Below are 22,728 nucleotides of genomic sequence, written 5' to 3'. Positions count from 1 at the left end.
GAACCGATGAAACTGAAACTCAAGAAACTGACCCTGATGCAGCTTTCCAATGATATGGAAGTGGTGCCACAAGCCCTGACCCGCGATATCGCTGGCGGACAAAAGGCGATGTCACACCATACCGGCTGTGGTATGTGTGAAGAAACTTCAAGGTATTGCGTGAGCAAAGAGAGAACCTGTTTGCTCACTCGCCTTGATTGTGAGCCGACTTTCCAATGTCCTCCGTCAATTGAGCCGATGGGCAATAATGCAGTGCCCAACCGGCCACACACTTGTTATTGCTAAAATACAAAGATGAAAGGGAAGGGCTAGCCTTCCCTTTGTTGCTTATGGTTTTATCAGAGCCAGCTCGGCGTCTCTGTCCAGTATCACCCACCAGCGCTTACCATGATCTTTATCCCAACCTACCAGCGCTTGTCCGGCACATTGCTCGGGCCTGTCTGGGGCTTGTGTCAGCCAGTCTTCATTCCAGGCCATATCCACCACACAATCTGCCTGAGTTAGGGCCTGCCAGCCGTCATTCTGCCTGATGGCCAGTAACAGCCCGTCAACGTCCAGCGCATCTGGTGCGGTAAATTGCACTGCGTAACGGTCGGCTTTGGCATCAGTGATATCCCATTTGGCACTGGCAGTCAGAGGCAAAGGCATCGGACCTTTGCTGCCGCCATCGGTTTGTGACATTGGCAGGCCGTTACCTTGACTGTCTTTAGGTTCGCCATAGGCACCCTGATATATCCCCGTCTGGTTCTGGGTACCACTGATAATCAGGATATCCGACGCGGTGTCACTTTCGCCGGCTAACCAGCTCAAAGTGACATGCTCTTTCAGATCAATACTGGTTTCGGGGATCAGCAGTTCGTTGGCTTCGGTATCCGGCACCACTCTTAGCGGGCTGTTCAAATTGGGAGTCCAGCGCTCATGCGGGATAAACAGCCATTGATAGGCCAGCCGGGTCAGATCCATCAGGCTCTCTGCGCGGCTGATACCAGGAGTGAAAGACAGATCGCGGGTACGGGTATCGGTACGGTTAAAAGTATCGTTGCGTCCGCCCACCAGACGTGCAAAAGAGCCGTCATCGCCATAGCAATCATTGGTCAGATACTGGGTCTGGAATACCAGTACGGGGCGGGTGTCATGCAAAATGGAGTTAGGATAAATCATGGTTTCGCAGCGGTTGGTGGTGCGGGAAAATTTGTCCATCAACTGCCAGTCAGCATTGAAATCCTGGTCCGCATCGTTGCTTTTGGCCGTGTGCGGAGCGAAGTAGCTTTGATAGTCCACCCGGCTGCCCTTAAAGGTGAGTAGTCCGGAGTTAACATCAAAATGGGTTGAGCCCTTGCCGGAATCATTGGTGGCATTTTTCTGGGCGACAATCATCTGCACCAGTTCCCGCTCACCGAAGCGGAACTCATAGCCTTTATATGAGGCGTTACCTGCCATAATCTGAGTATAAGCACCCATTTTGTAGTTTCCGCCTGTCGGGGTGGAACTGGAGGGCAGGGTGGTGAGGGTGTTTTTTGCGGTGATCAGTGAGCGTTGATACTGGTGTTCGTGGCCCTGCACATAAATCACATCCTGCTCGGCGAAAAACTGGCGGATTTGTGGCTGCACATCGTATACCCAGCCGTCATCCTTGGTGCCGTCCACAATTTGCTCCAGGGTTTGACCGTATTTAGCGCCAATCAAACCGTCATGGCTGGCCACCACAATGTGATCCACCTCGTCCCTGTGACTGAGTACAATGTCTTTTATCCATGTATAAGCCACGGGCAAATTGTAGTAAGCCAGGCCAAAAATCAGCACATTTTCTCTTATCACATAGTAGTTTACCCATTCATAGCCGGGCATATGCACCGCGTCTTCGGGAATAAAACTACGCATATTGTCTATCCACTCCAGGGTATAGGCATAGCTGGTTTCGTGATTGCCCATCACCGGCAGAAACTCAATACCCTGTTGCTGGTACTGTTTAGCGACAGATACCCACTCGGCAAATTCAATGCTGCTGCCATTGTCGGTGAGGTCGCCAAGGGCGATCACCATGTTTACTCCCTTGTCGGCCTGATGCTTGAGGACCTCATCCATAGGGTGCATGGCCACATGCGCCTGACCGCTGGCGTCACTGCCGCCCTGGGTGTCAGGTAATAATCCCAACACAAAACTGGTGGGTTGAGCGGGCTGCGGCTCAGGTTGAGGTACGGGCACTGGGTTAGGAGGCTTAGGTGTGTCATAGTCGGAGCCGCCACAGGCACTAAGTACCGTGGCAACTAAGGCGCAAACTAAGGATTTGGAGAATGTTGTTGGATTTTTGAAAACGGTCATACAGTTTCCCTGAAGTTAAAAGACCGCTACTACAACAGCTGCAGATGAATTATTTATTCAGGGAAAATGAAGATTATTTGAATGATTTTTGACCATTTGTCGGGGCGTTTGATATCTATTGGTTTACACGATAAAGGCGCTCAATAGAGCGCCTTTAAGATTAGTGATTAGAAAGCACTGAGAATTTTTTCAATGCCGGTTGGCTGATTGGCTTCCACCTCTTTATGCAGCACGTTATCAAGTGGGGCAATCACCGCATCGCGGCCCTGAATATAGCTTTGTTCCTCAACAATCACTTTATAGGCTTTGTTTAATGCCAGGGCCCGTTCGAGACTGGGTAGCAACAAGGTGGAGATATCCTTGTTCAACCTTGCGAACATGGCTTGTCTGGGCTGCCCCTGGGCGTCGAAAAACTTGTCTTTCACTTCCTGATTGGCACGGAATTCATCCCCGGTAGGGTTGTTTTTCAGGTAGTAGCTGTATTCATATTCACCGTCACTGTCGCGTTTGGGCTCTGGGATGCCGACCAGAGACTTTTGCTCCCAGTGATACCAGCCTTGCTGAAAGCTGTCTTGCCCCAGCTTGCGGAAAAAGGAGATATTGGTATCCATCAATACGCCCATGCCGCTATGACAACCCGCACAAGTACCATGTTCCTCAAAGGTTTGTGGACGCAATTCGCCGCTTTTGTCTTCAATGAAGCCTTGATAGGTCCAGCCCTGTGCAACCTGTACACCTTGCTCGGCGTTACCACGCAGCAGCTTGGTGCGACTGGGAAAGTCATGTCGTTCCTTGATTTCATCCGCCACAATGACTTCTAATTGGTAGTAGTTAAGCCATTGATCTTTGCGGGCATAACGCAGCTCTTTCATGCGGGGGGCCATGCTAACCTGCTGGTCGTTGATATCCAGATAACGCACCGAATGCAGAAACTCCGTTCCCTCCGGGAATAATTTTGCGGCGATATGCAGTTTGCCAGCCTGTTGGGCCAATCTGGCCTTACCCACATAGCTCATGTGGCGCTGCTCAAGCGGTGCCCAGTCGTATTTCACCCGCCTGGCAGTACCAAGCTGACCATCTTTATCTAAATCTACTTTCAGCTTGGTTTCGTCTGCTGCTTCAATAACAACATCCTGCTCACGGATCATCGCCTCGACTATCGCCAGATTGATTTTGTAAACACTCAAGTCGAACTGGCCTTGTTCGTTTTGTTGTAGCAAATCGGCCAGACGAATACTGACATCATCGGTGGAACCATTGGTGGGCATAAAACTACCCGGCATGGGGTAGTAGGCGTAGCTGCGCCAGCCGGTATAGCCGCCATCAGGTGAGCGATCAAAACCTTGTTGATCAAAATTAAAATAGCTGTCCGGCATATAGCCGTCCCAGCGGCCATTACCATCTTGATCAAACCTGGTCGCCTGTTCTTTAAGGCGCTGGCTTAAGCGAATACTGCCATCGCTGTTGAGGTAATTGTTCTGACGCACATAGCTGAGAATGTCCTCATCCGTGATGTTGGCAATTTGTGCCCGTCTGTCTTTAAACAGATTCAGCCAGGGGTTAAGTAAGGCTTTTTCCGGGAAACTGTATTCTTGTTGAACGTCGGTATCGTTCAATAGATTTGGCCGTTTGCTGTTGGTATGACAGGCGTAACAAGGATTGGCTGTTTGGGTTTTGCTGACAATGGGATCGGTATAGCACTGCGGGGGAATATAGGGAGTGGAATGACTGAGCTTATTGATAAATTGCGCTTCGCTGGCCTGTGCAGGTATCAGGCACTGGCTGACTACAAGCACCGACGCCAAAGTACAAAAAATACGGGACTGCATAATGATACTCTCGAATATACGGAAAAGGGGGCAAATGCCCCCAACAAAGCGTAAGTTTACTCTGTACTTATTCAGACTTGGCCGGGAAAGGCCCCACGTAACCAGTGTAGGCGCGGTTCTCACCGGTACCGGTATCCTTGTCGCCATCAGATTCACCGTAAGGGTGCTGGATGACGCTGGTCAGATATGCCCAGCCATTGATATTGGGGTACCAGTAGGGCGATGTGGTTTCTGAACCATAAGGAGTCGTCTGGATACGTGACAACTGCTGGTTTTGCAGATCATATGCCCAAATCACGTCATTCTGGTGACCGCTACCGGTATCTTCACCGATGATCAAAATGTCATGACCTGTCATATAAGTGACGTTATCCGGATTGGCGATGCCGTCGATATGGCAGTCGTTCATACCATTGGCAAATTCGGCCGGGTTAGCTTTTACAGCAATAGTATCGGCCATACCTGCCACGGCAGGGATACCCTGAATCAGGCCGCTGATGTTGCCTGCCACATAGTCAGAGCCAATAGCCACGTCGGCTGCCACATCCAGTTGGTAAACGCCGCCACATTGGTTGTAACCCATCTTAATGTCGTTGTTGCCACCCTTATCATAAGAGCTGCTGGCGCTGCCATTTTTACCGAAATCTTCCATACCACGGCCAATTTCTGACATGGCAAGGTACAGTTTGTTGCGGGTAGGATCGAAGGTAATACCTTCTTCCTTGCGCAATTCGGTGGTGGCGCCCATCATCGCGGCATAACGACGGGTTTCCAGGCGGGAAGCAACCTTTTCCATGCCGTCTTTTAGCTTTAGACATTCCTGACCGATGCCATTTTGGTTGACGGAAGTAAAACCAGCTGCGCAGGCGCCATCCACCGGGTCAACCGTATCAAAGATATCGGCGAACTTAAGCTGCATGTTGCCGTCTACATAGGGTTTGATTTCTTCATCAGTGGCGTGACCCAGCTCAATCCAGCTCAGATTGGCGGCACCCATGCTCTCAGCGCTGGTCTGGTTCCATTTCATGGCATACAGCTTTCCGGCTGTGAGGTCGCCGGCTTCATCGGCAATATACATATACAGGCCAACGTTGGTGCCATCATCGGTCAGGTAGACGGTTTTTTGATCTGGCATCACATAGGCCAGTTCATAGGCCAACCGGCCGAAAGAATAATGCTTCTTCAGGTCGGCTTCGGGCACGGCGTTACTGGCATCAATGGCCACTTCAATAGGCCAGCCCAGTTGATAAGGATTCCACTTACTGACGTCGTTATTGTGGTATTCCATAAAGGGCGCGGCATAGCCGTCATCCAATGCGTCCTGGCCGGTTACCAGGTAGCGGGCATCCGGTTCGTATTCCTCTGATGCAAAGTGGGTATTCCAGGGGGTGACGGAACCGGCACAATGTACCCAGCCACCGTTGATGTTGGACATATCCAACTGCCACAATTTCTTAACACTCAGTTCGCCGTTTGACTTGTCCTGGTTCAGCTCCATCATAAACATGGCGCCGGGACGTGATTCAATTTGAGATACCGAGAACAGACGGTCATCAATTGGCAGCAAAGAGGTAAATTCGTTGGAATCGGAAATCTTGCGAGAGCCATCTTCTGAGAACAATGGCTGCCCACTGCTGTCCACCAACTGACCAAAGGCGACATCGCCATATTCATCGCCAGAACGGGCCAGAATATGATAATCCACATTTAACATGCGAGTTTCAGTGCCATCAACAGCTTTAGCTGTACCCACCAACACCTGCCGCTTCTCATAGTTGGATGATGGGGCCGCCACACTGTCAAACTGAATGCGGGCAGAAGCGGAAAGCGGTTGCACACCTGTGGTTCCTGAACAAACCACTGTTTCACTCTGCACTTCATCTGCGTCCAATGTCTGGTTTTTGTTCTTGTCCAAACCCGCTTGCATCTTGGTGGCACCATTAGGGCACTCTGCCGTGGCAGCCATTTCTACGATAGCGGTCAGACTGGTCAGGCCGTCGATACCATTGGCGCCTTGAGCCCCGTCTTTTCCATCGTCACCGTCACCACAGGCAACCAGGGTGGCCAGGGGAATACCAATAAGTAAGGTGCGAATGCAAACAGCGAGTCTTGACTCGTTAAACATGGACTGGTCCTCTTTGTTTTAAGAATATTGTTGTTTGCTTCCTCTGCCTGGCTGATTGCACCAGAACAGTTAAAAATCAGAAGCTTGAGTTAGTAAATCCGAAAGAAAGTAACAAGGCTGTTTGACACTGCACTTGCAGTTTTATGAAGATTGCGTGATGGAATTATGACAATGGAGCGAGCGCAGAATCTCTGGATTGCGTTCGCTCAGGGACTAGAGCTTGGTATGGTGAAGCGTCAGCTCATTGTCGCTGGCGAGCAGGTAACTGCCCTGCTCATACCAGTCCCCCAGTACAATGCGTTTGGCGGGCTGGTTGTTTAATCTGAAATGGTGGATGTCCGGTCTGTGGGTATGGCCATGGATCAGCAGTGTTACACCGTTTTCCAGCATAACCCGCTCTACTTCAGAGGGCGTAACATCCATAATATATTCGGGTTTGTTGGCATTATGCTGCTTACTTTTGGCTCTGGCATTGCGCGCAACCCGGCGGCGATACCAAAGTGGCATGGCCAGCATCAGTCTTGGCCACCACCAGCCGCGGGACTTTTTACGAAAAGCCATAAACACTTCATCGCGGGTGCACAGACTGTCACCATGCATAATTAATGCTTTTTGCCCATGCAGATCTATAACCTGCAGCTCGGGTAGCAAAGTCATGCCGGTTTCCCTGGCAAAACTTTTACCAATCAGAAAGTCTCGGTTGCCGTGAATAAAAAACACGGGCACGCCGTCTTCTGTCAGTTTTCTGAAGGCCGCTTTTATCTGCTGGTTGAACGAACTCTGATCATCGTCACCAATCCAGGCTTCGAACAGATCGCCAAGCACATATAATGCCTTGGCTTGTGGGGCTTGCTGCTGCATAAAACGTAGAAAGGCCTGAGTAATATCAGGCCTGTCTTCGCTTAAATGCAAATCTGCAATAAACAGCGTTTGCGACATCAAGGCTTATTCACTGACCTCAACGGATTGAATCAGCACATCTTCGTTAGGTACATCGTCATGGTAGCCCTGGCGACCGGTTTCGACTTTGCGGATCTTATCTACCACGTCCATACCGGCGGATACTTCAGCAAACACACAATATCCCCAACCCTGCATATTTTCAGCGCGGAAATTCAGAAAGCTGTTATCGGCCACGTTGATAAAGAACTGGCAGGTCGCAGAGTGCGGGTCATTGGTACGCGCCATCGCTACGGTACCGCGATTATTGGCCACGCCGTTGTTGGCCTCGTTCTGAATGGGATCTTTGGTGGTTTTTTGCTGCATACCAGGCTCCATGCCGCCACCCTGAATCATAAAGCCGTCGATAACGCGGTGAAAAATGGTATTGTCGTAGAAGCCTTCTTTAGCGTAAGCCAGGAAATTTTCTACGGTTTTAGGTGCCTTGTCGGCCAGCATAGACAATTCAATGGCGCCGTAATTGGTGTTTAGGGTGACTTTCATAAAACAAATCCCAAAATGATAAAGGCGCTAGTTTAGCCTAAAGCGCTCAGGCTTGGAACTTTGCCCGTGCGCCCTTGGCGAGCTTGATATAAAATCGCCCTTCCTTAGCTGCCAAGAATTTTTTAAATAGGAGTGTCCATGCTACAGATTTTCAATACCCTCACTCGCCAAAAAGAGGAATTTAAGCCCATTGCGGCTGGCAAGGTGGGATTGTATGTCTGTGGGATCACTGTCTATGACGTCTGCCATATGGGTCATGCCCGCACATATCTGAGTTTCGATATGATGGTGCGCTACCTGCGCCATCTGGGATATGCAGTAAACTATGTGCGTAACATCACCGATGTGGACGATAAGATTATTCGCCGAGCGGCCCAAAATGGTGAAACGCCCGCGCAATTAACCGAGCGCACTATCGCCATGATGCATGAGGATTTTGCCGCGATTAACTTGCTGCCAGCAGATATTGAACCCCGTGTTACCACCCATATGGGGGAAATTATTGCCATCATCAAAACCTTGGTGGAAAAAGGCCATGCCTATGTGGCACCGAGCGGCGATGTGTTGTTTGATGTCAGTACCTTTAAAGAATATGGCAGATTGAGTCGCCAGGACCTCAGCCAATTGCAGGCAGGGGCCCGGGTGGAAGTCAATGAGGACAAAGATGACCCGCTGGATTTCGTATTGTGGAAATCGGCCAAAGCTGGCGAAATAAGCTGGGATTCACCCTGGGGAGCCGGTCGACCTGGCTGGCATATTGAATGTTCGGCCATGAGTGAAAAGCATCTGGGCAGCCATTTTGATATTCACGGTGGTGGTTCAGATTTGATTTTTCCTCACCATGAAAACGAAGTTGCGCAGTCCTGCTGCGCCTCCAGTCAGCCTTTTGTGAATTACTGGGTGCACTCCGGCATGGTGCAGGTCAATCAGGAAAAAATGAGTAAGTCGCTGGGCAATTTCTTTACCCTGCGTGACGTGCTGAAGGAATACGATGCGGAAACGCTGCGCTATTTCCTGTTGAGTGCACATTATCGCAGCCAGTTGAATTACTCAGAGGACAATATTAAACAGTCTCGCGCCGCCCTGGAGCGCTTATATACTGCTCTGCGGGATGTACAAGCGGATCAGTCTGTGGATATCGCCCATGGTGGCTATCTGGCACGCTTTAATGCCGCCATGGATGATGACTTTAATACCCCTGAAGCGTTTTCTGTACTGTTTGACCTGGCCCGCGATATTAATAAGCACAAAGCACAACCCGAAGCGGCCGGAAAACTGGCTGGTGTGCTGCTAAAGCTGGCCTCCGTATTAGGTATACTGCAGGGTGACGCTAAGACGTTTTTACAATCCGGCACAGATGCCGATACCGATGTGGCCGAGATTGAACGTCTGATTCAGGCCCGGGCCGATGCCCGCGCAGCTAAAGACTGGGCTGCCGCCGACGCTGCTCGCAACGCACTGACCGAAATGGGGGTGGTGCTGGAAGATGGACCTCAGGGCACGACCTGGCGTAAAGCCTGATTGCCTAGCCTGCGTTCCCGTTTTTAGCTGCTGAGAGAAAATAGCCCCAATATTCAGAAAGATGGGGCTATTTTTGTTGGGCTAAAGCCCAACCCACAGTGGGTCGGAATTTATTCCGACAGCAAAGCTCATTTAAAGCACCGTGGGTCGGACTTGAGTCCGACGGGATGTAAGCTAAATGGTCAGTAATCAGTCGGCAGTTAGCAGAAATCCGTTGACAGCGCGCGAGGGCGAGTCAGACTAAACAGCCAACAGCCAACAGCCAACAGCCAACAGCCAACAGCCAACAGCCAACAGCCAACAGCCAACAGCCAACAGCCAACAGCCAACAGCCAACAGCCAACTCCGACCAGTGAATGACAACATAGTCCCTTTTCAGTATCCTATGGGCTGAATCACAGCGGGAATTTTCCATGTCGCAAGCAGTTTCTCAGACCGTGGTAATCAGCGGTAGCGGTCTTTGGACCCCCCCTTATAGCATCAGTAATGAAGAATTGGTTAGCGCCTATAACGCCTGGGCCGATCAATATAATCAGGAACATCAACAGGCGATTGAGGCTGGCAGCATGGAAGCCAAACCCTATTCCAGTGCCGAGTTTATCGAAAAAGCTTCAGGCATTAAGAGTCGCTATATTTATAGCCGGGAAGGGGTACTGGATATTCAACGTATGTATCCCAGCTTTCCCGAGCGTGCCGACGATGAGATTTCTCAGCAAGCCGAAATTGCTATCGCTGCCGCCAAAGCAGCCTTGCAGGCGGCCAATAAGCAAGCCGCAGATATCGATGCCGTTATCGTATCCTGCGCATATACCCAGCGGGCCTATCCGGCCATTGCCATAGAAGTGCAGGAAGCGCTGGGGATTGAAGGCTTCGGCTTTGATATGCTGGTGGCCTGTTCGGCGGCTACCTTTGGGCTGCACCGCGCCTATGAGATGGTTAAAGCCGGTACGGCCAGGGCCGTATTGGTAATTAACCCGGAACTGGTGTCCCCGCAAATTAATTACACTGACCGCGACAGCCATTTTATTTTTGGTGACGTGGCTACCGCCAAGGTCGTTGAACGGGCAGAGACGGCAACCAGTGAGCATCAGTTTGAAATACTCAGCACAAAAGCGGTGACTAAGTTTTCTAATAATATCCGTTCCAATTTTGGTTTTATGAGCCGTGCTCAGGATGTGGATCCTTTCGCCATAGATAAGCTGTTTCATCAAAACGGTCGCAGCGTGTTTAAGGAAGTGTGCCCAATGGCCGCAGCGCATCTGGAGAGCCACGTGGCACAGCATGGTTTAAGCGCAGCAGAGGTAAGACGCTGGTGGCTGCATCAGGCCAATATCAATATGAACCTGTTAATTGCCAAAAAGCTGTTAGGTCGCGATGCCAGTGCCGATGAAGCACCCATTGTACTTGACCGTTATGCCAATACCGCCTCGGCAGGCTCAATGATTGCCTTTAATTTGCATCATCAGGATATGCAGGCCGGTGATATTGGTGTGCTTTGTTCCTTCGGTGCCGGCTATTCCATCGGCAGTTTAGTTGTGCGTAAACGTTAGAAGAGCTTCAGGGATGACGCAAAAAATACAGACCGGCGGCGATGTCCGCCAGGAACCGGCCATGCAAAACCTGCTTGGCCGTATGCCAAAGGCAGTGGCCGACAGCTTTAACGATGAGCAGCTTAACCATCTGAAACTGGCACTGGGGGCGCGCAACTGGGGACGTCATGCCCTGGATATCCGTACCACCTTGCCGGTACCTTTTACCCGCTGGCGTTACTACCTGGTGTTGTTGATGGGTAAAAACCGCCGGGAATTGTCCGAGCGGGAGAAAGCCTTATCTGCCCTGGCATCTGCTGCACTGTTAAGTGCGTTTATTGTGTTCTGCGTATTGCTGGGCTTGCTGGTGCTGTATCTGGTTAAATCGGCGCTGGGCATCAATCTGTTTGACGGTTTTTCGCTGGGGATTTGGAGCGAGTTTAAAAAGCTCTTCGGGTAACGTTTCGGGTTGGGACGAAACGTTACCCGTCAAGCTTAAAACCTACAGCATAGTTGAAAGATAACCAGCCACTAGCCTTGTAAACGGGCTTTCATTTCGCGGCGTTTTTTATGCAGCACAGGCTCGGTATAGCCGCTTGGCTGTTCGATACCGGCGAAAATAAGTTCACTGGCTGCCTGAAAGGCGATGGCGTTATTCAGGTTTGGCGCCATGGGGATATACTCAGGATCGCCCGCATTTTGCTTATCTACTAATACCGCCATTTTTTCCAGTGACGCTTGCACCTGCTCCTTGCTGAGCAATCTATGTTTCAGCCAGTTGGCAATATGCTGACTGGAGATGCGTAAGGTTGCCCGGTCTTCCATTAAGCCGACGTTATTGATATCCGGTACTTTTGAACAACCCACTCCCTGGTGAACCCAGCGCACCACATAACCCAGAATACCTTGTACATTGTTATCCAGTTCCCGTTGAATAAGCTCCTGGCTTAACGTGCGGCCCGATTCCAGTAACGGGATTTGCAGAATGCTGTCCAGCCCGTCAAACGCCTCCTGCGCCAGTTGATTCTGAACAGCAAACACATCCACCTGATGATAATGCAGGGTATGCAGAGTTGCAGCGGTGGGCGAGGGAACCCAGGCGGTGTTGGCACCGGCCTGGGGATGACCTGACTTGGTTTGCATCATATTGGCCATTTGATCCGGAATCGGCCACATGCCCTTACCAATCTGCGCTTTGCCGGACAGACCCGACGCCAGGCCTGCGGCTACGTTGGCCCGCTCGTACGCCAGGATCCAGGGCAGGGTTTTCAGCTCTGCCTTGGGGGCAAAGGGCCCGGCCAGCATACTGGTATGGATTTCATCACCGGTTCTGTCCAAAAAGCCGGTATTGATAAATATCACTCTGTCACGGGCGGCGGCAATACAAGCACGCAAATTCACGCTGGTACGTCGCTCTTCATCCATAATGCCCATTTTCAGGCTATATGTCGGCAGGTTAAGCAGGGATTCCACCCGGCTGAACAGTTCATCGGTAAAGGCGACTTCGTCCGGGCCGTGCATTTTGGGTTTAACAATATACACGCTGCCGGTTTGGCTGTTTTTAAATTTACCCAGCCCCAGCAGATCGTGCTTGGCAATCAGTGAGGTGATCACCGCATCCATAATGCCTTCGGGAATCTCCTCGCCGTCAAACAAGATGGCCGGGTTGGTCATCAGATGGCCGACATTGCGCACTAACATCAGGCTGCGCCCCTTCAGGCTGAACGCCTGACCCTGGGCTGAGAGATACTGGCGATCCTGGTTCATAGTGCGCAACTGGGTTTGACCACCTTTTTCCAGCTCCGCGGTTAAAGTACCCTGCATCAGGCCCAGCCAATTCTGGTAAACCAGGGTTTTGTCTTCACCGTCCACGGCGGCCACGGAGTCTTCACAGTCCATAATGGTGGTAAGCGCCGATTCCAGCAGAATGTCTTTAAGGCCGGTTGGGTCGGTTTTACCTACGGGATGATTTGCATCGAACTGTAACTCTGCATGCAGGGCATGATGTTTAAGTAATATCGCCAGAGGGTTTTCCTGGTTGCCCTGATAGCCTGCCAATGCCTCTGGGGCTTGCAGTCTGGTCTGGCGGCCGTCTGTTAGCTCAATAGCCAATTGCTGGGATTGAATGCAATAACGAATAGCATCCTGATGTGAGCCTTGCTCCAGGGGGGCAATGGTATCCAGCCAGTGTTTGGCCCAGGCCACGACTTTTTGCCCGCGTACCGGGTTATAACCTTTGCCTTTTTCAGCACCGTCAGTTTCGTCAATCACGTCTGTGCCATAAGCGGCATCATATAAGCTGCCCCAGCGGGCATTGGCCGCATTTAAGGCATAACGGGCGTTATTAATGGGCACCACTAACTGCGGACCTGCCATGCTGGCGATTTCTTCATCCACTTGGCTGGTGCGGATCCGGCTGTCTGCCGGTACGGCTTGCAGGTAGCCAATATCGGTTAAGAAGCGTTTGTAATCAGCCCTATCAAGGGCGGGGTGGCGACTATGGTAGTCGTCAATCTGCGCCTGCAGCACATCGCGCTGTGCCAGCAGCGCCTGATTTTGTGGGATCAAATCGGCCAGTAAGGATTCAAAGCCGACCCAGAATTGCTCTGCTTCCACTTCACTGCCCGGCAATGCCTGTTCCTGAATAAATTGGTACAGGCCGGGGTAAATGGCCAGGCGGCCCTTGTTGATCATCTCTGCCATGCTGGGCTCCTATTGTAGGGTAAATGGCCATCCGGCCCTGAGCCATAAACTGGCTTCGTCACTATAGTCTGTCAGGCCAGTCTAGACAGGTCTGCTCTCTTTGTTGAGTTTATGAAGTTGATACTGGGTATTCACACTATTTATAGTCTGTGTTGGCGGTTGGCGGTTGGCGGTTGGCGGTTGGCAGTTAGCCGTTAGCAGTTGGTAGATGGTAGATGGTAGATGGTAGATGGTAGATGGTAGTTTGATGCTTGATCCGCCCATAAAAAAGTAGTTAAGGTGTGTTGTCCTTTGTTGTTGGGTTGAAACCCAACCCACAGTGGGTCGGACTTTAGTCCGACAGGATTTAAGTGGTCAGTCGGCTACCATCAGGTAGCAGAACGCAGTGGGCTAAGATCCTGTGGGCTGAGCAAACGACACAGTCATTTTTCCAGTTCCTTGGCAATATCAATAATCAAGCGGCGCAGCCAGATATGCCCGGCGTCATGTTGTAGCAGCGCGCTCCAGGCCATTTTCAGGGCGATGGGTGGGATATCAAAAGGCGGCTCCAGGATCACCATATTGCTGTCGTCTTTATAAATTTTGGCAGCACGACTGGGCAGGGTGGCAATCAGATTCTGCTCGCGAGCTAGTTGCAAGGCCACATGATAATGACGGGTAAAAACGCGAATATGCCGTTTTTTGCCCAGTTTTGCCAGTTCCAGGTCGACCCACCCGAGTTTTTGCACTTCGTTGGGATCAATACCTACCCCTACGCCAAAGCCGGTTTTACTCACCCAGATATGCTGACCTTTAAGGTATTTTTCCAGGGTGAAGTGTTTGACCACCGGGTTTTGTTTATTCACCACACAGGAGAAGCTGTCATACCAGATGACTTTTTGATGGAATGACAACGGCAGCTCTTCAAAACGGTTAATGGCCATATCCACTTTGCCATGTTCCACATCATGGTAAGTCACGTCAGACGGGGTAATCACATCCAGGGTGATGTTGGGGGCCTGATGATTGAGCTGGCGAATCACCTCCAGCAACAAGGTGGATTCGGCATAATCGCTGGCCATAATGCGAAAGGTGCGTTCGCTGGTCAGCGGATCAAAGTCGCTTTGTGGCTGAATGGCCGATTCCAGGCGCGAAATGGCATCGCGCACCACAGGTTGCAGCTGCAAAGCCCGCTGGGTGGGCGTCATACCATCACTGGTGCGCACCAGTATTGGGTCGTTAAACAAGTCGCGTAAACGTTTCAGGCCGTTACTCATGGCGGGCTGGGTAATGGACAGCTGGGCCGCAGCGCGGGTCACACTTAATTCACGCATCAGCACATCAAAATACACCAACAGATTCAGATCGACCTTGGCTATATTCATAAGATTAATGACCGGTATGAGATTTATAAATTGGTTGAATCCTAACCCGGATGACTATGCTTGTCATCAGCAGATTCGCCCGTAGAGGCAGCATAACTATCTGTACACAGCAAAGTTGAAGCGCTGGATGGTGTTACCAAACCAGCAAACAAACCGGAGAACTATTATGTCAGCCTACCTACAGGATATTGAACACTTTAAGCACCTGCTCAAAGAGCGCCACACCTGGGGAGCGATTAACCCCGAGTATGCGGCGCGCATGAAGGCGCAAAACCCGTTTAAGACCGGCCTGGATATTGCCCGTTATACCGCCGCGATTATGCGTCGGGACATGGCTGAATATGACGCTGACAGCAGCGCTTATACCCAGTCACTGGGTTGCTGGCATGGCTTTGTGGGCCAGCAAAAGCTGATTGCCATTAAGAAACATCATGGCACTACGGATAAACGCTATTTGTACCTGTCCGGCTGGATGATTGCTGCACTGCGCAGTGAATTCGGTCCGCTGCCGGATCAGTCTATGCACGAAAAAACCGCAGTCCCGGCACTGATTGAGGAACTCTATACCTTCTTGCGTCAGGCTGATGCCCGTGAGCTGGGGGGCTTGTATCGCCAGTTAGATGATGCCAGAGCGGCGGCAGATACTGCCAAAGCGGCTGCGCTGGAAAATCAGATAGATAACTTTGAAACCCATGTGGTGCCGATTATTGCCGATATTGATGCCGGTTTTGGTAACGAAGAAGCCACCTATCTGCTGGCTAAGAAAATGATTGAGGCCGGTGCCTGTGCCATTCAGATTGAGAATCAGGTGTCTGACGAGAAACAATGTGGGCACCAGGACGGTAAAGTCACCGTGCCCCATGCCGACTTTTTAGCCAAAATCAATGCGGTCAGATATGCCTTCTTAGAGCTGGGAGTGGAAGAGGGGATTATTGTTGCCCGTACCGACTCCCTGGGCGCCGGTCTGACCAAACAAATTGCGGTAACCAACGAACCTGGCGATCTGGGTGACAAATACAACAGCTTCCTGGATGGTGACTATATTGACAGTGCTGACGATATCCAGAATGGCGATGTATTAGTCAAAGCCAATGGCAAGCTGCTAAAACCCAAGCGCCTGGCGTCCGGGTTATTCCAGTTTAAAAAAGGCTCAGGGGAAGATCGGGTGGTGCTCGACTGTATCACCAGTTTGCAAAACGGCGCCGATTTGTTGTGGATCGAGACAGAGAAGCCACATATAGGCCAGATTGCCGGCATGGTAAAACGCATCCGCGAAGCCGTGCCGAATGCCAAGCTGGTGTATAACAACAGTCCGTCGTTTAACTGGACGCTGAACTTCCGTCAGCAGGTGTTTGATGCCTGGCAGGCGCAGGGTAAAGATTTAACTGGCTATGAGCGTGCCAGCCTGATGAGTGCTGAGTATGACAGCACTGAACTGGCGCAGGAAGCCGATGCCCGCATTCGCAGTTTCCAGGCTGATGCGGCAAGGGAAGCGGGGATTTTCCATCACCTGATTACCCTGCCGACTTACCATACAGCGGCCTTGTCTACCGACAATCTGGCGAAAGGTTACTTTGGCGGTGAAGGCATGCTGGCCTATGTTGAGGGGGTGCAGCGCAAGGAAATTCGCGAAGGCATTGCCTGTGTCAAACACCAGAATATGGCCGGTTCCGACATGGGCGACGATCACAAAGAATACTTCTCTGGTGATGCTGCCCTCAAGGCCTCTGGTAAAGACAATACCATGAACCAATTCGGTTGATACAACCGCTGCTTGACAGGCCACCCACAACGGGTGGCCTTTTTGCTTTGGGCCGACTACCCTGAATGACGCCGCTGATCTGGTTAAGGAGTGATATTGTGCGCGTCGATTCATCCGTTTCGGATATCTACCCCTGTCTTATCTATGACAATGCACAGTCAGCCATTGACTGGCTTTGTCAGGCATTTGGCTTTACCTGCCGTTTTGTGGTGCCGGGGGAAAATGAAGAGATTATTCACAGTGAGCTGTCACTGGGCAGCAGTGTGGTTATGTTAAGCTCGCCTAAAAAGCAATTTAACTGGGTTTGCCCCCATCAGGCCGGTGGCCTGCCGATGATGCTGAGCCTGTACGTGGCAGATCCAGACGCTCATTACAAGCAGGCCCTGGCGGCTGGTGCCGAGATTATTCAGCCGTTACAGGACGAGGAATATGGCGCCAGAGGCTATATGGTAAAAGATCCGCAAGGGCATATGTGGTATTTCGGCAATTACCGGCCCGGACAATATTGGCAATAGCTGCAAGGCTAGCATAATGCCTACGTTGGCCGTTGGAGTCGCGCCTTAGCTGCCATGACATGCTATCGTCTATGGTCGTGGCAGCGCCTGCGATTAATTACCAGTTGCTACTGCTGTTTAAGCAAACTGGCCAGCGTGGTGCGTTGCAAGGGAATAAACGGCAACCATGTCACCAGGGATATGACGATGCCTAAAAACAGTCCGCTGGCCAGAGTTTGCATGACGCTGAAGGTCAGCCCGTCGATAGACAGCCAGTTCAGTGCCAGTGCCGTCAGCCCTATCGCTACCAGCAGGCTGATAAGATTTCCCCTTACATTTTGCCAGTACAATACAAAGAGGGGAGCGCCAACCGCCAACTGAATACCAAAATCGAGCCGCTGCAGGCTGAATTTGGCTTTAAGCTGATAATAGAGATTAAGCACCACCACACCCAGCAACAACAAGGCGATCAATGCGGCGCCGCCGAGCAGCTGATTGGCCAGTCTGTCCTGCGCCGCCACCACCTCAGTGATGGAGCGCTTGTGCGTAATTCTGGCACCCGGCATAGCGGTTTGTAGCCAGGTTTCTAATGCTTGTTCCAGAGAGTCGGCCGGGCTGGAGGCAAAGTAAAAATGCAATTCTGTGTGCCGTTCGTTATCCGCCCCTTTTAAGGGTAAATACAGCATCGGCATCGGCGCATTGTACCTGCCTGTATGCGGGGCATTGGCAACCTGACCAATAATATTCTGTTTGCCTTCAAAGCCGATATCTAAGCGGCTCCCCTTAATCTGCTCAAAACCCGCATCTTGCAGTAGCGCTGCCGCTGCCTGATTAACTATCACACCTTGTTGCCAGTCTGGTGGTGGTCGATCGCCCGAGAGCGATAACAACGCAAAATAAGACGGGCTGACCCGCAATACCCCAACTTCCACTGCTTTGCTGAATCTGGGATCTTCAATCATCAGCGAAATTGGCTGGTCAAACGCACGATCAGACAGGGCTAAATCACCTTTTGCAAGGCCGGGATACTGCCCGGATAGCAAAGGCTGAATCAATACGCTGCGCGGACGCTGAGCCACACTTTGCTGAATTAAATCTGGCGGTAAATTGCTCTGTTGTTCAAATCGCCACCGATCTTGTGCCACGGCAAACACGATGCTGACGATACCCGTGGCCAAACACAGCTGCAGGCAAAGCATGGCCTGCCCAACCATTAGCTGACCGCGTGAAGCGGCTTTGGTCATCTGGCGATTAAACAAGGTGGTTTTGAGCATTTGCCACAGTGGTATGTGCATGCAGCATCCCAATAAAATGGCCATGACCAGTATGGCAATAACGAAGTAGCCGGATGACGTTGACAGGTCACTGGTCTGCAGATATTGCGCCAGTCCCGGTAGCTGGTGTAAGGCTGCCAGGCCCAGTTTAAGCAGCAGCCACGCAATTGATGCCATCAGCGTCAGCATAATAGTGGCCATTAGCCACTGCGGCCGTAAAAGATGCAGCATATCCGCGCCCAGTACCAGCCTGATCCTGTTGTTCTCCATCTCTGTCATCGCCTGGTGGCTGAACAGTGCGGTGGTATTGGCGACAAGCAGCACGGCCAGTCCCAGCAACAGCACTATTGCCAGCAGCCACAAGCGATAAAGATGGGCAAATTTTTCCGGTTGTAGCTGTATTCCTGGCAATACCAGCAGCTTTGAACCGGCGGTATCCATACGCATGCCTTGCACGCTCAGGTCCATGGCCGACAGGCGTTCGGTCAGTGCCTCGGCACTCAGCTTGAGCTGAGCTTTGGGGTTTGCGACCAGAATGCCGTAATAGCCCGGCACCGCCAGCAGAAAACGACTTAACATGGGTTCATTGGTAAAGGGCGCAAGCATATGCATATATTCGCCCGACAGAAAAACATCGTTTTGCCAGGGGCCAAGCTGATTAACCGACGCGGGCAAGATCCCCTGAATCACCAGACCGTGGGCTAATCTGGGGTGTGACAGCCGCTGACCTATTGCGGCCTCGGCAGAGGCAAAATGCAGGTTGGCCATCGCTTCGCTGATATAAACACCCTTTTCATGGTCACCGCTAAGAGGCAGTCCCAGTAAGTCTGGTAACCCAGGGGAAAAATACACCAGATTAAACTTATGCTCGGTGCCATCTGGCAGCATAAGTTGCCCTGGGCGTGGAAACAGATAGCCTGCCTGGGCAATGTTGTCCATCTGCCCGGCCGCCAGCAGGGCCTGGCGGTTTATGCCGGCCAGACGTCCGTCCTGCTGCACCCGGGCTAAGGTAAAATACTGCTGGGACTGGGAAACCCAGACGGGGGTGGGCTGAAACAGTATACTGCCAAACTGCATACACAGGGCGAATAAGGCGCAGCACAGGGCGAAGCCGCAGGTCAGCCACAAGGCTTTACCCAGGTGTTGTTGCCATTGTTGCCACATAAGGGTCAGGTTAAACATCCGGTTAGTCTGCTGCATCGAAAATTCTGCCGTCTTTAAGAAAAATCTGCCGCTGACAGCGCTTGGCTAAACCATTGTCATGGGTAACCATCAGCAGGGTCGTACCCCGTTGATGGCATTCCAGCAGCAACTGCATCACGGCTTCGCCCGAATGCGAGTCCAGATTGCCGGTGGGTTCGTCGGCTAGCAGCAGGGCTGGCTGGTTTACCAGTGCGCGTGCCACTGCGACCCGCTGTTGCTGCCCCCCAGACAACGCATCGGGCCGCAGGTGCAATTTGTCCGCCAGTCCAACCTGCTCTAATACTTGCTTACTCAGTCTTGCATAGTCAGAAGTTGGAATGCTGGGATTGTAGCGCAGGGGCAGGGCGACATTTTCCAGCGCGCTGAGGCTGCCAATTAAGCTGAAATTCTGGAACACCCAGCCAATATGGCGATTACGCAAAATGCTGGTTTGGCGGCGGGTCAGGGCGTTAACGTTCTGGCCTTTGAGCTGGTATTCCCCGCCGCTGGTTTTGTCCAGCAGGCCCAGAATAGACAACAAGGTCGACTTGCCGCCACCGGACGGCCCGACAATGGCCACGGCTTCACCGGCATCAATACTCAGATCGATACCCTTAAGTACGTTATGGGTGGTTGCGCCCTGACCAAAGGCTTTACTGGCCTGTCGCAGATGGATCAGATTATTCAATGTTCATGTCCTTTTGGGTGATGCGCGGTTTGTTTTGCCAGGCTGGCGGATACTGAATCAGCACCTTTTGTTGTGCCTCGATCCCGTGCAGAACCTGCACATAGTGCTGGCCAACCAGACCGGTTGCCAGGGGTTGGCGAATATAGTCCTGCCCTTGTTGTACATAAAAGAGATTTTCGCTGTTGGCTTTAATGGGGTATGCCGGCAGGGGCAATCGCAGGCTATGGGCAATGTCCGCCACCAGGATACTGGCAGACAGCTCCATATTGTCTTTGGCGGCCGCGGGCAAAGGTGCGTCGAACGCCAGGGTGACCTGCATCAGGTTGTTTTCCACCTTAGGGTAAATCCGATATACGCTGGCGGAAAACTCTCCTGACAGCATACTGACTTCGGCAGCCATGCCCAGGGTAAGGTGTAAGGCATCGGCGGCACTGACAAATACATCGGCCATCAGCATATCCGGGTCCAGAATCACCCCCAGCACATCTCCTTCGCGGGCCACTTTACCCAGTTCCACCTGTTCACCCAGGCTGTTCAGAATGCCGTCTTTGGTGGCGTAGATATTTAGTTTGTCGATATCCTGGCGGGCGATATCCAGCTTCTCTTCGGCGGCTTTGAGGGTATACTCGGCGGCCTGGCGTTTTGACGACAATGCCTGCTGCCAGAAGGTATAGCTTTGCTGGGCCTGAGTCAGTTGCAGCGTTGCCTTGGCCAGAATGGCTGTGGCGCGCTGATGTTCCAGTTCAGAAACAATCTGCTTCTGCTTTAATTGCGTCAGTATATCCAGTTCCTGCCGGGCCATTTCCACATCAATACCGGCCACATCCAACTGCTTTTTAACCTCCATGCCCTGACGTTCAATGTCCACCAGAGCAGACTGATATTCGGCCTGCGCCTGATACCAGTCCAGCCTGGCTTGTGCCAGTTGCCTGACCAGCCTGGGGCTTTGCAGTTGTACCAGCAAGTCACCTTTTTTCACTGTGGTGCCGGGATACACTTTCAGATCGGCAATCACCCCCTCCACTTGCGCAATGACCGAGGTATTACTGACCGCACTTAAGCGCCCATAGCCGCTGACCCTGGCCTGCACTGGCCCCCAGTCGGCCTGCGCAACTTTCAGATCTGCCGGCGCGGCAGGGGATAACTGCTGCCCCAGCAACAATACAAGCCAGATCAGAATGGCCAGTCCAGCGGCTGTTGTGGTTAACAGTAGCGCCCTTTTCCAAGGGCTGTTGTTAGCCGGTATCGTTAATGGTTCCTGCATTTTTTATCCTGCATGCATCAGTATGGCTACACACTGTGGTGCGAATTGCCAGTTAGTTTCCCTCAGGCGGCTGATTCAGTTTTGCTTCCATCTCTCGCCTTTGTTTAAATTCGGCATAAGGAATCTCACCTTTAGTGACCATATTGATTCTGAATTTAGGCAGTGGTAGCTGCGCTGATAGTTGCAAACTATTCCGGTATAAATTCTTAGCCTTTGCCGAAACATCTAAAATATCTACCCAGCTGGTAGGGTCCTGTTGACTCATCACGCTATCAAAAAATATAAAGATTAAGCCTGAATCTTGCTTGGGTACGATATCCAGTAAAGTTGTTAATCTCTCAGGACTTATTTCTATATTACACACTTGATTTGTAAACAGCTCACTGTAGTCAGGATAGAGCTGAACCGACTCTTTATAGCTTAACCACTTTCCTTCATTTAAATTGTATAAATAGGTTCCAGGAAAAACGAGATCACAGCCCGCATCAAGGAAAAATCGCTCCAGTTCATAAAATTTAGGGGTAAAGACAATTTGTTGCCAATGCTGTTCTTCCTGCATTTCGACCGCAAGGCATGCTTTACTCATTAAACTTGAAACAAATATCGAGAAAACAGTTTTTTTGAAAGTCTCTCTCATCTTTTTAATCATCCAAAGGTGGCTGGTTTAACTGTGCCTTTTTTTCGTGTGCCTTCTTGAATTCAGCATAAGGAATCTCACCTTTAGTGATCATATTGATTCTGAATTTAGGCAGAGGCAGTTGCGCTGATAGTTGCATTCTTTTCTTGTATAAATTCTTATACTCTTCCGAAATGTCTAAAATATTTACCCAACTGGTAGGGTCCTGTTGACTCATAACGCGGTCGAACAATATAAAGATCAAGCCGGTATCTTCTTTAGGAGAGATATCCAGCAGTGCAATTAGTTTTTCGGGTGGGATATCAATGTTGCAACGCTGTTTGACAAATAATTCGGTAAAACCTGGATAGAGTTGCACTGATTCTTTATAGCTTAACCACTTCCCGTCATTTAAATTGTATAAATAGGTTCCCGGAAAAACAAGATCACAGCCCGCGTCCAGAAAGAAACGCTCCAGTTCATAAAATTTAGGGGTAAAGACAATTTGTTGCCAATGCTGTTCTTCCTGCATTTCGACCGCAAGGCATGCTTTACTCATTAAACTTGAAAAAAATAGCGAGAAGACAATTTTTTTGAATATCTCTCTCATCT

General features: G+C 51.1%; 18 protein-coding genes. 6 read left to right on the top strand and 12 right to left on the bottom strand.

Translation table 11 applies throughout. The annotated features are described in order from the left end of the window. Positions 1-6: 6 nt before the first annotated feature. Positions 7-285 carry a hypothetical protein gene (locus tag ABD028_RS08170; protein ID WP_343843951.1) on the top strand — a complete coding sequence of 93 codons (279 nt, stop codon included), beginning with the start codon at positions 7-9 and terminating at the stop codon, positions 283-285. 42 nt (positions 286-327) lie between these two features. Here the strand turns inward: ABD028_RS08170 and ABD028_RS08165 are convergent, their stop codons facing one another. The 5 genes from ABD028_RS08165 to ABD028_RS08145 form a co-directional block, all read right to left on the bottom strand. Continuing rightward, positions 328-2,322 (bottom strand): metallophosphoesterase family protein, encoded by a 1,995-nt coding sequence (locus tag ABD028_RS08165; protein WP_343843948.1) that lies wholly within the window; start codon positions 2,320-2,322, stop codon positions 328-330. A 167-nt stretch (positions 2,323-2,489) separates the two neighbouring features. Next, a complete protein-coding gene (locus tag ABD028_RS08160; protein WP_343843945.1) occupies positions 2,490-4,151 on the bottom strand; it encodes a hypothetical protein in 1,662 nt (553 codons plus the stop codon). A 67-nt stretch (positions 4,152-4,218) separates the two neighbouring features. Beyond that, on the bottom strand, positions 4,219-6,276 hold the full coding sequence (locus tag ABD028_RS08155; protein ID WP_343843942.1) for an alkaline phosphatase PhoX: 2,058 nt from the start codon (positions 6,274-6,276) through the stop codon (positions 4,219-4,221). A 213-nt stretch (positions 6,277-6,489) separates the two neighbouring features. Beyond that, positions 6,490-7,215 carry a UDP-2,3-diacylglucosamine diphosphatase gene (lpxH, locus tag ABD028_RS08150; protein ID WP_343843939.1) on the bottom strand — a complete coding sequence of 242 codons (726 nt, stop codon included), beginning with the start codon at positions 7,213-7,215 and terminating at the stop codon, positions 6,490-6,492. Between the two features lie 6 nt (positions 7,216-7,221). Then, positions 7,222-7,719: a peptidylprolyl isomerase gene (locus tag ABD028_RS08145; RefSeq protein WP_102796807.1), complete on the bottom strand. Its 498-nt coding sequence runs from the start codon at positions 7,717-7,719 to the stop codon at positions 7,222-7,224. A gap of 138 nt (positions 7,720-7,857) precedes the next feature. Between ABD028_RS08145 and cysS the strand changes: the two genes are divergently transcribed. The 3 genes from cysS (at position 7,858) to ABD028_RS08130 (ending at position 11,229) form a co-directional block, all read left to right on the top strand. Continuing rightward, positions 7,858-9,240 (top strand): cysteine--tRNA ligase, encoded by a 1,383-nt coding sequence (gene cysS / locus ABD028_RS08140; protein WP_343843936.1) that lies wholly within the window; start codon positions 7,858-7,860, stop codon positions 9,238-9,240. A gap of 413 nt (positions 9,241-9,653) precedes the next feature. Further along, on the top strand, positions 9,654-10,790 hold the full coding sequence (locus ABD028_RS08135; RefSeq protein WP_343843933.1) for a beta-ketoacyl-ACP synthase III: 1,137 nt from the start codon (positions 9,654-9,656) through the stop codon (positions 10,788-10,790). A gap of 13 nt (positions 10,791-10,803) precedes the next feature. After that, positions 10,804-11,229 (top strand): 3-phosphoshikimate 1-carboxyvinyltransferase, encoded by a 426-nt coding sequence (locus ABD028_RS08130; RefSeq protein ID WP_343843930.1) that lies wholly within the window; start codon positions 10,804-10,806, stop codon positions 11,227-11,229. A gap of 71 nt (positions 11,230-11,300) precedes the next feature. Here the strand turns inward: ABD028_RS08130 and ABD028_RS08125 are convergent, their stop codons facing one another. After that, positions 11,301-13,472, bottom strand: coding sequence for a malate synthase G (locus ABD028_RS08125; RefSeq protein WP_343843928.1), 2,172 nt, complete (start codon positions 13,470-13,472; stop codon positions 11,301-11,303). 422 nt (positions 13,473-13,894) lie between these two features. After that, positions 13,895-14,836, bottom strand: a complete 942-nt coding sequence (locus tag ABD028_RS08120; protein ID WP_343843926.1) for a LysR family transcriptional regulator — start codon at positions 14,834-14,836, stop codon at positions 13,895-13,897. A gap of 166 nt (positions 14,837-15,002) precedes the next feature. Here ABD028_RS08120 and ABD028_RS08115 point away from each other — a divergent pair, with 166 nt between their 5' ends. Further along, the gene (locus tag ABD028_RS08115; RefSeq protein ID WP_343843923.1) at positions 15,003-16,598 is read left to right on the top strand and encodes an isocitrate lyase; all 1,596 of its coding nucleotides are present in this window, start codon (positions 15,003-15,005) and stop codon (positions 16,596-16,598) included. A gap of 98 nt (positions 16,599-16,696) precedes the next feature. After that, entirely contained in the window at positions 16,697-17,113 is a 417-nt protein-coding gene (locus ABD028_RS08110; RefSeq protein WP_343843921.1) for a VOC family protein, read from the top strand. Positions 17,114-17,220: 107 nt separating this feature from the next. On the opposite strand, the gene ABD028_RS08105 is transcribed toward ABD028_RS08110, so the two are convergent. From ABD028_RS08105 to ABD028_RS08085, 5 genes are read right to left on the bottom strand one after another with little or no spacing between them, the layout of a single operon-like run. Continuing rightward, complete coding sequence (locus tag ABD028_RS08105) at positions 17,221-19,566, bottom strand: hypothetical protein (protein WP_343843919.1); 2,346 nt, start codon at positions 19,564-19,566, stop codon at positions 17,221-17,223. Continuing rightward, positions 19,553-20,236, bottom strand: a complete 684-nt coding sequence (locus ABD028_RS08100) for an ABC transporter ATP-binding protein (protein ID WP_343843917.1) — start codon at positions 20,234-20,236, stop codon at positions 19,553-19,555. The genes ABD028_RS08105 and ABD028_RS08100 overlap by 14 nt, the downstream gene beginning before the upstream one ends. Further along, the gene (locus tag ABD028_RS08095) at positions 20,229-21,500 is read right to left on the bottom strand and encodes an efflux RND transporter periplasmic adaptor subunit (RefSeq protein ID WP_343843915.1); all 1,272 of its coding nucleotides are present in this window, start codon (positions 21,498-21,500) and stop codon (positions 20,229-20,231) included. Before ABD028_RS08095 ends, ABD028_RS08100 begins: the two co-directional genes overlap by 8 nt. Positions 21,501-21,552: 52 nt before the next feature. Beyond that, positions 21,553-22,149 carry a hypothetical protein gene (locus tag ABD028_RS08090; protein WP_343843914.1) on the bottom strand — a complete coding sequence of 199 codons (597 nt, stop codon included), beginning with the start codon at positions 22,147-22,149 and terminating at the stop codon, positions 21,553-21,555. Beyond that, positions 22,142-22,726 (bottom strand): hypothetical protein, encoded by a 585-nt coding sequence (locus tag ABD028_RS08085; protein WP_343843911.1) that lies wholly within the window; start codon positions 22,724-22,726, stop codon positions 22,142-22,144. The genes ABD028_RS08090 and ABD028_RS08085 overlap by 8 nt, the downstream gene beginning before the upstream one ends. Between the last annotated feature and the right edge of the window lie 2 nt (positions 22,727-22,728).

The organism is Bowmanella denitrificans, assembly GCF_039522935.1.
GTDB lineage: Bacteria > Pseudomonadota > Gammaproteobacteria > Enterobacterales > Alteromonadaceae > Bowmanella > Bowmanella denitrificans.
This window is presented reverse-complemented; position numbering and strand designations above follow the sequence as displayed.